The following is a 12671-nucleotide window of genomic DNA, read 5'->3' on the forward strand; positions in this document are numbered from 1 at the left end:
TATGTTTTTTAAAAGGAAGAATATTAATCCAGATTTTGAGCGTAAAGCTCGGGATGTTTCTTTATCAGAAAAGGCGGCAGAGCAACCAAAAGAGCCGGCTCCTACTGTGCAAAAGAAAGTGGTTCAACAAGAGAATATTGTAAGTAAAGAAACACCAACAGAGTCAACTAAGCACTTAAAACAAGAACTCGATGTTAAGCACTATTTTCATAGGAAGTTGTTAGAGACATTGGATTTAGGTGTGCTATCAAATCTCGAAGAAGGCCGAGCGAAGAAAGAGTTACAAGAAGCACTTCATCAACTGATGAACGATGATAAAACGCACCCCGTGAGTTTAGAAGGTAGAAAGCGTGTCATTAAACAGATTGAGGATGAAGTGTTTGGCTTAGGGCCTTTAGAGCCATTGCTTCACGATAAAAGTGTCTCCGATATCTTGGTTAATGGTCCTAAAAATGTCTATGTGGAAAGGTTTGGTAAATTAGAAAGAACCCCCCATACATTTTTAGATGAGAAACATTTACGTAATATCATTGATCGCATTGTTAGTCAGGTTGGACGTCGAATAGATGAAGCATCACCAATGGTAGATGCTCGCTTGAAAGATGGCTCACGTGTGAATGCCATCATTCAACCTTTGGCGATTGATGGGGCATCAGTTTCCATTCGTAGATTTGCTGTAGACCGTCTAAATATGGAGAACATGCTGGAGTTTAACTCCTTGTCACCTCAGATGGCTAAGTTTATTGAAGCTGCAGTAAAGGGCGAGCTAAACATCTTAATATCGGGTGGTACCGGTTCGGGTAAAACAACGACTCTCAATATATTTTCTTCTTTTATTCCCAGCGATAAACGCATAGTGACCATAGAAGATTCAGCTGAACTACAACTTCAGCAACCTCACATCATCAGACTGGAAACTCGTCCAGCTAACCTTGAAGGGAAAGGAGAGATTAGTCAGCGTGACTTGGTGAAAAACTCCTTACGAATGCGACCTGATCGCATAGTTATTGGTGAGGTTCGTGGTTCCGAAGCCGTAGATATGTTAGCGGCGATGAACACCGGTCATGATGGTTCCCTTGCTACCATTCACGCCAACACCCCTCGCGATGCATTAAGTCGTGTTGAGAATATGTTTGCTATGGCAGGTTGGAATATGACCGCCAAGAATTTACGCTCACAAATTGCTTCTGCGATTCATGTAGTGGTGCAAATGGAGCGCCAAGAAGATGGTAAGCGCCGGATGGTCAGTATTTGTGAGATTAATGGTATGGAAGGGGACATTATCACTATGTCTGAGCTGTTTAAGTTCCAGCGACAGGGGGTTGATGAAGAGGGAAATATTATTGGTGATTATATTTCCACCGGTATTGTGCCTGGGTGCCACGATAACTTGGTTAAACGTGGGTTAGATGTGCCGTTCGAACTCTTTAAAGCATCAACTTATAAATAAGGAAATATATCATGGGTGATTTAGGCTTATTTTTGATCTTGTTGTTTTTTGCGGTTCTGTTTATTTCTCAGGCATTATTGCTTCCCGTCGCTGGGAGAAAAGCAAAGCATGGTGAGCTCACCAGTCGTTTAAAGCAGGCGCAAAAAAATTTAGATGAAGAAAGTTTAAACTTATTGCATGAGTATTATCTTAAAGAAATGACTCCTTTTGAAAGACAGATAATTAAAATATCTACTTTTGAAAAGCTAAAGAAAATGATTGATTTAGCAGGCATGTCGATATCATTAGGTAAGTTACTGAGTGGAACACTAATAGCAAGTTTGTTTGTAGCTATTATTTCGATTTCATTAGGACAGTTATGGTATATGAGTTTGGCTTTATTTCTCGGGGTTTGGGTTATTGTCTATTTATATATACAAAAGAAAATAACAACAAGGTTACATAAGTTTGAAGAACAATTACCTGAAGGTTTAGATATCATTAAGCGTGTTTTACAGGCTGGACAACCAATAAATAAGGCATTTAAAGAGGTGGGTGAGGAAATGCCTGATCCTATAGGTGTTGAGTTTAAAAAAACCTTTAATTTACTTAATTTTGGCTATGATATGCGATTGGCGATATTGCAGATGGTAGAAAGAACGCCAACGGTCTCTATGTTAGCTTTTTCTAGTGCTGTTATCCTGCAAAAGGAAACAGGTGGTAATTTGACAGAAAACTTGGATAAAGTATCAAAGGTTTTACGGGCTAGGTTTAAACTGTCTAGAAAAATAAAAACATTATCTGCCGAGGCGAGATTATCTTCATGGATACTTGTGCTGTCTCCTTTCGCTCTATATTTAATGACAATGGTAATCAACCCTGAACATGCAAATTTATTAATAACTGATCCTAGAGGAATAACAGCAATAAGTGTAGGTATTATTAGTCTAGCTGTTGGTTCATTATGGATTAGAAAAGTTGTTAATATAAAGGTGTAAATATGGAATTTAATGAAATATTTAGAGAAATGGATGTTTTGACATTATTCACCAGAGACAATCTGTTTTTATTAATGGTGCTAATAGGGACTATGTTAGCGGTGTTAGCTATAGGGGTGCTAGTCTTAGGGTTTAACTCTCCATTAAAAAGAAAATTAAAGTCCATCCAAGGACATGATAGTGCGCCCGTTAGGCAAGAAAAGCTAAGTACAGCCTTAGGTAGTATGGCTCCAATAATGATCCCTAATAGCAAAAAAGAAAGGGATAGTATTCAATCTCATTTAACCCAAGCTGGATTTCATAGCTCTAATGCACTTTCTTTCTTTTATTCTTTAAAACTGATTACTATCTTAATTGGTCTGTTTCTTGGTGCGATAACTTACTTATTAATGCAAGGTTCTTCATATATGGCGGTCATTATTATCGCTATTTTTTGGTGTGGTTTATTCGGGCCTAATATGGTTCTTGCTAAGCTAGTGGCTAATAGAAAAGATGAAATTAGAGCGGCAGTGCCAGACGCATTGGATCTTTTGGTTGTATGTACAGAGTCGGGTCTTGGTTTTAATGCAGCATTGAAGCGTGTAGGTGATGAGTTGATGATAAGTCACCCAGAGTTTGCGGAAGAGCTTGATACGGTTTGTGCAAAAATTCAAGCCGGAGTAGAAATGCCTACAGCGTTTAAAGAGTTAGTTGATAGGACGGGTGTTGAGGACTTAACAGGTTTAGTCAGCATGCTTTCTCATGCATCAAAGGTAGGTGGTAGTATTGCTCAAACATTAAGAGATTATACTGAAGATTATAGAGATAAAAGAACTCAAGCAGCAGAAGAAGTAGCAGCGAAAATCCCAACAAAAATGTTATTTCCAATGGTGCTCTTTATTTGGCCTTGCTTCTTTATTGTGGCGTTAGGCCCAGGGCTAATTACTTTGTTTGATGCGCTAAAATAATGAAGGAATATGACAATGGATGTTAAATTAAACAAAAAAGCGTTAATACTCTTGGTTGCTCTAAGCTTAGCAGGTTGTGCATCTTCAGATCCTGAGCCTGTTGCTTTTGATGCTTCTTTGTACTCAGGGAAACCGATAGAATCTCTCACCAATGAAGAACCACCGAAAACCGAGATGGAAGCGATATCGCGAGGAGATGCAGCACTTAGTACTAAAAATTATGACCTCGCTCTGTATGAGTATTTGCGTTCGTTATCTTTCTCCGATGCCACTCATCAAAACCAAACCTTATATACTGTCGGTAGAATCCACGCGGCAAAAGGCAATTTTTCTCTAGCGGAGAAAGCCTATATGCAAGCGTTGGAGGAAGATGAAAATGATGTGAAATCCCTTGAAGAGTTAGGCTTGTTGTATACCAGACAAGGATTAAAACCTGAAGGGCAAACATACTTTTTCCGTGCTATTAGCGCGGATCAGATACGTTTAAAGAATCCTAATGCATTGTCGAGTTATTCCGAAACAACTGAAGAGATCCTCACCAGTTTACCGTATGATTCTAAAAGTCCTTTTAGAAGTTATATGGGGTTAGGTGTACTGTCTGATGTTGAACAAAAGTTTGATATTGCAAAACGTTACTATGAGCGCGCTCTTGAAATTAACCCTAATTCGACACAAGCCATGATTAATTTAGGTTATTCACATTATATGAGTGGCAGTCATTATTTGGCACAAAGAATAACGAATAGAGTGTTGAAGAAAGATCCTAACAATGAAAAAGCGCTAAACAACCTTGCCTTGATCTACATAGCTTTAGGTGATAACAGGCAAGCACTTAATATTTTTAAAAGAAATATGACTACCCCTGAAGCATTAAATAATGTAGGTTATTTTTTAATGCTGAGAGGAAACTCAGACCAAGCGATACCTTATTTTCAACAAGCGATTGATAAAAACCCATCTTACTATAAAGTAGCAAATGAAAATCTAGAGCGTGCACTGTCAGAAGTGAGACTTAGTAAAGTTGAGCCAGTATCTACTGAAGAGTCATAACTTAACCACTTTTTAGAAAGGGAACAGCAGTGCAGTTGTTCCCTAACCAAAATTGAGGTGCATAGACTTCAGGTATATACTTTTCATCTTGATAAAAATCATTTGCTATTCGTATAGAAACCTTATGAGATACGAGCGTAACTATTATAATGCAAGTGATTATAATAAAATAATGAGATGAGGTACTGTTAATATTATTAGATGTATTTTTTATTGATATCCAAAACATGGCTAATGTTATACAGGCTAGTATTTGACTTAGTGGCGAGTCTAATACTCCTGAAATAAAGCTGTATGCTATTCCACCTAGTAGGGTACTCCCGATAGATATTGTTTTGCTATTTTTACAGTTAACAGTTTTTATTAGCAGTTTTATTATTAATAGTACATAACAAGCAAGTGGGATTACTCCCCAATTAACTAAAATTAATAGCATTGAATTGTGGGGGCGCTTAGGCGAAAGTTCCGAGTGACAAACGAAGTAATCCCCTCCGTTTCCAAAAAAAGTAGCTATATCTAATGCATGTAGCCAAAGTGCTATCCTGTCAGATGTGGTAGTTCTTATTTCTGGGAGAAGCCATTCTTTCCCCATAAGAAACCCAGGTAGTGGGGAAATAAATAGAAGTTTAATCATGTATCCGATAAATAAGGTAAATAGAAGAATCTTAATAATGTTATTTCTATTTTTACTATCAATTAATGACCATAAAATAATTGATGTAATAGAGGCTATTGCCACACCCCTGCCATCCAGTATAAAAATAGTGGAAAAATTAAGTGATGCAATAAAGAGTGGTAATTTACTTTTGGTTATTAATGCAATGTAAATGACAGGTATGATGATCCATATTTGTACTTGATTTAACATTCTTGGATTAAAATAACTTAATATGTTGTATTTTGTCGGGATGTCACCATTTATAATAAAAAGTACATGAGGGATAAATACGGATAAAAAACAAAGTAATGAAATAATTGAAAATAATCTGTATGTTTGTGTTCTTTTGTTTTTAGTGTTTAAAGATAAAATGGTTGTTAATAGTAATAGTCCTATAATATAAAAATAGTCACTCATCCCTCTGTATAAGTACACGCCAAATACATTAGAAATAAATGCAAACCCAAGTAGAGTAAATAATAGATATTTTGTGCTTTTAGGTAAATGACTTATTTTTGAAATTGTTTTTAAGCGTAACTTATTGGATGTAATTAGTAAAAGTGAAATAGAAACCACTATAAAAGAAGTAAATATACGCTTATAGTCATAAAGAAGGACGACCTCATCTTGAAATATTAATAAATTAAAGCTAAATAGAGATATACCTAGCAGACATATAAGTAAGGTGTAATTTGATATGCGTTCACTGTATCGGTTTTGCAATTATATCTTCCTTGATATAATTTAAATAATTATCTAATTATAGTTGATACTGAGAAAAACCCAGCATATTGATGTGATTTAACTCTCATTTGTTCATTTTTAGCAATAGAGATACATTGTGAGTTATCACTCAAAAAATATATAACTATCTTAAAGTCTGTCGTCTGTTGCTTACTCGTTTACCCAATTTTACAACAATATTCACATATCATTACAGAACATTGCTAATGTCTTTATCAGTAGCGTAGCTTTCATCAAGCCATTAAAGAATAAGGATGCAGTTCAATGACAATCACCTCCTCTCAGTTAGTCGACAGTTTTAGTAAAGGGAAGGCTTTCGATGAAAAGCCAGCCAAAGTCTATCAGTTAAAGAATAGCCATGGCATGGTTGTGACATTCATGGATATTGGTGCAACCTGGTTAAGTTGCCAAGTGCCCGTACGGGATGAAATACGTGAAGTATTACTTGGTTGTAATACGATGGAAAAGTTTAATCAGCAGTCTGCTCGTATGGGGGTCACCATAGGTCGCTATGCAAATCGTATTGCTAATGGGCAATTCTTTATCGATGATGTTGCTCATCAAGTTGATATCGGAACTACGGGTCATACCCTCCATGGTGGTGAGGTTGGCTTTGATCAGCGTCGTTGGAAAGTAGCACAAGTAAAAGAGCAATTAGTGCAGTTTTCACTCGTTTCCGCAGAGGGTGATCAAGGGTTTCCTGGTGAGTTGAAAGTGACAGTAACTTACGAGTTAACTGAGCTTAATGAGGTGCATATTCGCTATTGTGCTAATACGAATAAACCCACGATCGTCAATTTGACTAATCACGCGTATTTTAACTTAATGGGAGCGGATTCAATTGATGATTGTTTGGGGCATATCCTGAGTATTAATGCGAGTCACTATTTGCCAACGGACAATGCTGGGATCCCACTAGGTGAATTATGTGATGTTGTGGGGACCGGTTTTGACTTTTTATCGCCAAAAGTCATAGGACAAGATTTATTGCTTGATGAACAGCAAGACTCTAGGAATGGCTATGACCACTCTTTTTTATTAAATGATAGGTGTAGCCAAGGGGAATGTGCTGCTACGCTGACTTCACCAGACAGTTTAGTGACAATGAAATTGTATACCACAAAGCCTGCTTTACAGTTATATACGGGGAACTATTTAAAAGGTACAGCGAATCGCCTAGATAGAGAGTATGATAACTATGCAGGGGTAGCCTTAGAAACTCAGTATCTTCCTGATAGTCCAAATCATCCTCATTGGCCACAATCAAGTTGCGTGCTTTATCCTACAGATACATACACCTTTAGCTCGACTTATCAGTTTGTTGGTATTGTTTAGTTAGAACCATTAGTGAAACCATCTAGCGCATATTGAGCCACTCTTTTGTCTGGGAGGATTATATGCGCTAATGTACCCTCTTATTGCTTGTATGATTTTTGTTGATTATTTGTATCTGGATACTGTTTTTATAACAATTGCAGTGATAAAGATCACGATTTTGTTTTTTTAAGGTACGTGATAAGATATATCGCCGTTTGGCCTGCTAACCTGCTTCGCGACTTTGTAGCCGTTCAAAGCGAAAATTATAAGATAAATAGGAGTGTTCAAAGATGAATACCAATAAGAAAATGTCACTGACCGCCCGAGTCATTCTCGGTATGGGATTAGGTGTATTGACAGGTTTTCTAATTCGATTAGTGCTTAGCGAAAATCATTTTGTAAACAATTACCTCGTCAATGGATTATTTGACGTAGGTGGTTCAATTTTCATCGCTAGTTTAAAAATGTTAGTGGTACCTTTGGTATTTGTATCACTAGTTTGTGGTACCAGTTCATTAAAAGATATCGCCACTTTAGGTCGTTTAGGGGGTAAAACCATTGCGTTTTACTTGGTTACTACAATGATCGCAATTTCCATGGCGATTTTTATGGGAACCGTTTTCCAACCTGGTGCGGGAGCTGATTTGGCCGCAGCAACCACATTTAGTGCCAGTGAAGCGCCGTCCTTAGGCCAAGTTATTATTGGCATGTTCCCAACAAACCCTATCAACTCTATGGCGCAAGGGAATACACTTCAAATTATTGTATTTGCTGTGTTATTTGGTGTAGCGATTAGTGCTAGTGGAGAGCCTGGAGAGCGTGTAGCTGCTGCGTTTCAGGATCTGAATGAAGTGATCATGAAGTTGGTTGCTTTATTGATGAACATTGCACCATATGGTGTGTTCTTCTTAATGGCTAAACTGTTCTCTACCATTGGTCTAAGTGCGATCATGAACTTAGGTGAGTACTTCTTAGTACTCACTGCGGCGTTATTAATCCAAGGACTTGTTGTTTATCCTTTGATTTTGAAAGCCACCACCGGCCTTAATCCCATCCATTTCTTGAAAAAGATGGAAGATGCCGTCATGTTTGCGTTTTCTACCGCGTCTTCTAACGCGACGATTCCGGTTACTATGGAAACCGCGACCCATCGTCTAGGTGTTAAGAACCGTGTTGCTTCTTTCACTATACCACTAGGTGCAACCATCAATATGGATGGCACTGCGATCATGCAAGGTGTCGCTACTGCATTTATTGCTCAAGCTTTCAATGTTCATTTAGGCATGGGTGATTACCTAACCGTGATCTTAACAGCGACTTTAGCTTCTATCGGTACTGCAGGTGTTCCAGGGGTAGGACTTATCATGCTGGCTATGGTATTGAACCAAGTTGGTCTTCCACTGGAAGGGATTGCTCTTATTATGGGGGTTGACCGTTTACTGGATATGATTCGTACAGCGGTTAACATCACCGGTGACAGTGCCGTTACGGTCATTGTGGGTAAATCTGAAGGTGCATTGGATATTGATAAATTTAATGATCCTGATGCAGGAAAGAAGGAAGAAGAAGTCCACATTCATCCTATATCTGAAAAGTAGTTGAAATAGAACGATTAAAAGGGAGCTTTAGCTCCCTTTTTTATGTCTACTAGCAAGAGATAAAAAAAGCCCTGAACCAGTCGTTCAGGGCTTTATGATGAATAACAAGCCAAAATGACCAGTTATTTAGTACGATTGGTATAGCGACTTATCAAAAATATTCCCTTTGTTGTTAAGCGTTTTTGCTGCGTTACTTTTGAGAATAATTTTACTGTGATAGGTACCACTACGATTGATATTAGTTATTGCTATGCAGTTCGCTATTCAACTCAACCGCAGACTTGTTTGTTAAGCACTCAATAATGCCGGTTTGCGAGTTGCGACGGAATAGTAAGTCTGATTTTCCTGCAAGATCACGAGCTTTAGCCACTTCTACTTCTTGGCCATTATTATCCAGCATACGTACTTTTGTACCAGCGGTAACATACAGACCAGACTCAATGGTACAACGATCACCTAGTGGGAAACCTAACCCCGCATTGGCGCCAAGTAGACTGTTTTCGCCGATAGAGATAACCACTTTACCGCCACCAGATAGTGTCCCCATAATAGAAGCACCGCCACCGATATCAGAACCTTCACCGACCATAACACCACAAGAAATGCGGCCTTCAACCATGCTGACACCTGTCGTACCGGCATTAAAGTTAATGAAGCCTTCATGCATAACGGTTGTGCCTTCACCAACGTGCGCCCCTAGACGAACACGAGAAGTATCAGCAATACGCACCCCAGCAGGAACCACGTAATCAACCATTTTAGGGAATTTATCAACACAATCTACGTTTAACGTGCGCCCAGCTAAACGGGCTTCCATTTGGCGATCGGCAAGTTCAGGAAGATCAATCGGTCCTTCATTCGTCCATGCAATATTGTGCAGAAGACCAAAGATACCGTCGAGTACTGTACCGTGTGGTTTCACTAAACGATGAGAGATAAGTTGTAGCTTCAAGAAGCCTTCAGCAACAGACTGGGGCTTTTCATCTTTCTCCAGAACAACAAGAACGATAGGTTGTTTAGATTGAGTGGCTTTTGCTGCAAAGTTTGCGCTTGCTGCTTGTCCATTGTTTTCAAATGCAGTAGCAAGAAGTGCACACTGTTCTGAAGTGATCTCTATACTCTGACTACCTTGTTTGTACCCAGTGATGTGTTTTAGTGCATCAACCAGTGCAGTGGCTGGATTTAAAACAGGGGTAGGGAAGAAAGCTTCAATAATTTTGCCATCTTGGTTTTTGGTAGCGCTACCGAGTGCCAGTGCGAAGAAAGACATCAATTAATCTCCATATAAGGTGTTTAAGTACGTTCATACAACTCAATTGCAATGCAAAGACATGTATTGACGCACCTCTCAAATTTTCTGATAGCTTTACACTATAAAGAGCACGGGCATGACTGAAAAGGGTTAAATGATTAAAACTGACAAAATGCGGTGATTGATGGTCTTGTTAACAGTAAAGATGGGCATAAACAGGAAGAGGGGATGTGGGCAACGACTTGCTATGGAAAAAACCTCGTGGCGTAAACCGTGTTGTTATAGACCTACGAGGTTTTCATTATTTAGGCTGCGTCAGATTCTTCCGCATCTGGTACTGCTTCTACCTTCGGTTTTTTAGGTGCAGGTTTGCGCTTAGCTCCGAGTGCATACAAAACTTCATCTTTATTTTTAGCAAGGAACATAGAAAGTTCTTCTTGTTGCCCTTCATCTGTGATGATTTCACTATTGCCTAGAAGTTCAAATAGCTCATCTGCCATATCGAGCATTTTGTCATATGCGTCCGCTTCGGCTTTCGAGGTAAAGGTCATCTTTTCTTCTCCGTTGCGTTCTACCACGTACTTGACGATAACAGCCATGGTTCATCCTCATAAATTGTTTATTGATAATTAAATACTGGTTATTTATACATAAATCATAGTATACAGTCTAGCCGTGTACGCTATTTTGCGGCTTGACCGCTCAAACGCCACTCAAGACTGTATTGTAAAAAAGCGTTAAGTGACGGATTCAAATATTTATCTTTGTGTAATACAACTTGCATGGCTCGATCTTGGGGCAGCGTGATATTCAGTTTACTAATTTTTCCCGCCTTTAAGGCACTATCAATGGACAGCTCAGATAAACACGCTAATCCCAATCCAGCTGCGACACCATTAATAATGGCTTCACTGTTGCTGAACTCAAATGCTCCATGCCAATGTTGTATATGTTGCGCGATATGTTGTAGAAAATAGTCTCGAGAACCAGAACCAGGCTCTCTTAAAAGCCAGGCCCGATTATGTAAATCATCAATAGCGTGATTTAAGTGATGAGTCAGAGGATCACTAGGACTACAAATAATACACATTTGGTCATAGCCAAAAGGGTAACGGGTTAATTTTGCCAACTCTTGATTACTTTCAATGAAAGCAATATCAATTTTATAATCAAGAACTTGTTGGCTTAGTTCTGCCGAATTTTCTAATAGGGTCGTAAACTGCACTTGGGGATGTAATGCGCTAAAGTCTCGTATTAGGTAGGGGAGAAGTTGATTACCTATCGTATTACTTGCCCCAATAGCCAGCTCACCATTGAGGTTATCTGCCCCCTTAAATAATTGAGGTATTGTTTGAGCGCGATTGAGCAACTCATCAGCCACAGGTAATAGCCTAATGCCTTCTTTATTTAAAACTAAGCGATTATTCACACGATCAAACAAAGTATGCCCTAATTGATTTTCTAACTCACTAAGAGATAGACTCACCGCCGCTTTTGACAAAAACAGACGTTGTGCAGCTGCAGATAACGAACGAGCGTTAGCAACGGTGGTAAATACTTCCAATTGTCGAAATGTGAAGGGAATCATAGTTGTTTAACTTTAGTTAACGGTTGTTTTAAATGTTTAAATTTTAATAAACATAGCGTAACCGTACACTCTTTGCATTAAGAAAATCATGAGCGGAGTCATCACATGCACATATCATCGCGTCTAGCTAATGCCCCCACGCCAATGGCCGGTCTTGCCCTTGGAATAGCCAGTTTAGGCTGGAGTTTAGAAAACTTAGGTATCTTTAATGGCTACGCTCAAATCATTGGCGCTGTGTGTGCATCAGCATTACTACTGATTTTAGCTGGAAAATTTTTATGCCATCGCCATTTATTAAAGCAGGATTTATCTCATCCTGTGCTAGGTAGCGTCATTCCTACTTTTGCTATGGCATCTATGGTCGTGTCTTATGCAGTAAGCCAGTATTTACCATGGTTAGGCAGTGGAATATGGCTTGCTTCAATAGGCTTGCACTTAATGTTTTTAGGCGGTTTTATTTTCCATCGCAGTCAACATTTCGAGCTTCATCACATGTTGCCTAGTTGGTTTGTACCACCGGTGGGAATTATTGTCGCCGCCTTGACATATTCAGGGAATCCATCACTGCATTGGCTTGCTGAGGCCACCTTGTATTTTGGAATGGGTGCTTATGCCATCATGTTACCTATAATGATATACCGCTTTATGTTTTCGGAATTAGTGCAAGATGCCGCCAAGCCCACATTGGCGATTTTAGCCGCCCCTGCGAGCCTATCATTGGCCGGTTACCTTTCTTTTGTTGAGTCGCCATCACCTATGGTGGTGGCCGTGCTATTTGGTATTGCTATTTTGATGACGAGTGTTATTTATATGGCATTTTTTAAGCTGTTAAAATTACCGTTTAGCCCAGGGTATTCTGCGTTCACGTTTCCTTTAGTTATTAGCGCCACAGCCATGTTTAAAGTCGCACTGTGGATGAGCGATTTAGGTATTGCTGAAGAATATGTTGTACAAGTACACACTCTGGCCGTAGTGGAACTCATGATTGCTCTGTGTATTGTTAGCTATGTCACTGTGCAATATATCAATCAGCTTTTAATCCAACCCAAGTTAGAAATAGCGGCAAAATAACACACTTTGAGACATCTAT

At 39.0% G+C, this 12671-nt stretch carries 11 protein-coding genes; 7 read left to right on the forward strand and 4 right to left on the reverse strand.

Going from position 1 to position 12671, the window contains the following annotated elements; genetic code table 11:
- Position 1 precedes the first annotated feature (1 nt).
- Genes OCU56_RS02755 through OCU56_RS02770 form a run of 4 tightly spaced genes read left to right on the forward strand, consistent with a single transcriptional unit; the run spans position 2 to position 4424 of the window.
- On the forward strand, positions 2-1450 hold the full coding sequence (locus tag OCU56_RS02755; protein WP_261874049.1) for a CpaF family protein: 1449 nt from the start codon (positions 2-4) through the stop codon (positions 1448-1450).
- An 11-nt stretch (positions 1451-1461) separates the two neighbouring features.
- Positions 1462-2427, forward strand: a complete 966-nt coding sequence (locus OCU56_RS02760) for a type II secretion system F family protein (protein ID WP_261874050.1) — start codon at positions 1462-1464, stop codon at positions 2425-2427.
- A 2-nt stretch (positions 2428-2429) separates the two neighbouring features.
- Complete coding sequence (locus tag OCU56_RS02765) at positions 2430-3374, forward strand: type II secretion system F family protein (RefSeq protein WP_261874051.1); 945 nt, start codon at positions 2430-2432, stop codon at positions 3372-3374.
- Between the two features lie 15 nt (positions 3375-3389).
- Positions 3390-4424, forward strand: coding sequence for a tetratricopeptide repeat protein (locus tag OCU56_RS02770; protein WP_261874052.1), 1035 nt, complete (start codon positions 3390-3392; stop codon positions 4422-4424).
- A gap of 1 nt (position 4425) precedes the next feature.
- Here the strand turns inward: OCU56_RS02770 and OCU56_RS02775 are convergent, their stop codons facing one another.
- Positions 4426-5805, reverse strand: a complete 1380-nt coding sequence (locus OCU56_RS02775; RefSeq protein WP_261874053.1) for an O-antigen ligase family protein — start codon at positions 5803-5805, stop codon at positions 4426-4428.
- A gap of 291 nt (positions 5806-6096) precedes the next feature.
- Here OCU56_RS02775 and galM point away from each other — a divergent pair, with 291 nt between their 5' ends.
- Together galM and OCU56_RS02785 are read left to right on the forward strand one after the other, a co-directional pair.
- On the forward strand, positions 6097-7161 hold the full coding sequence (galM, locus tag OCU56_RS02780; protein ID WP_261874760.1) for a galactose-1-epimerase: 1065 nt from the start codon (positions 6097-6099) through the stop codon (positions 7159-7161).
- 272 nt (positions 7162-7433) lie between these two features.
- Positions 7434-8741 (forward strand): dicarboxylate/amino acid:cation symporter, encoded by a 1308-nt coding sequence (locus OCU56_RS02785; RefSeq protein WP_261874054.1) that lies wholly within the window; start codon positions 7434-7436, stop codon positions 8739-8741.
- Between the two features lie 238 nt (positions 8742-8979).
- On the opposite strand, the gene dapD is transcribed toward OCU56_RS02785, so the two are convergent.
- From dapD to OCU56_RS02800, 3 genes are all read right to left on the reverse strand, one after another.
- Entirely contained in the window at positions 8980-10011 is a 1032-nt protein-coding gene (gene dapD / locus OCU56_RS02790) for a 2,3,4,5-tetrahydropyridine-2,6-dicarboxylate N-succinyltransferase (RefSeq protein WP_261874055.1), read from the reverse strand.
- Between the two features lie 287 nt (positions 10012-10298).
- Positions 10299-10592, reverse strand: a complete 294-nt coding sequence (locus tag OCU56_RS02795) for a YebG family protein (RefSeq protein WP_261874056.1) — start codon at positions 10590-10592, stop codon at positions 10299-10301.
- An 83-nt stretch (positions 10593-10675) separates the two neighbouring features.
- Complete coding sequence (locus tag OCU56_RS02800) at positions 10676-11581, reverse strand: LysR substrate-binding domain-containing protein (protein WP_261874057.1); 906 nt, start codon at positions 11579-11581, stop codon at positions 10676-10678.
- Positions 11582-11686: 105 nt separating this feature from the next.
- Here OCU56_RS02800 and OCU56_RS02805 point away from each other — a divergent pair, with 105 nt between their 5' ends.
- Positions 11687-12652, forward strand: coding sequence for a TDT family transporter (locus tag OCU56_RS02805; protein ID WP_261874058.1), 966 nt, complete (start codon positions 11687-11689; stop codon positions 12650-12652).
- The last annotated feature ends 19 nt before the right edge of the window (positions 12653-12671 follow it).

Source organism: Vibrio rarus, from assembly GCF_024347075.1.
GTDB classification, from domain to species: Bacteria; Pseudomonadota; Gammaproteobacteria; order Enterobacterales; family Vibrionaceae; genus Vibrio; species Vibrio rarus.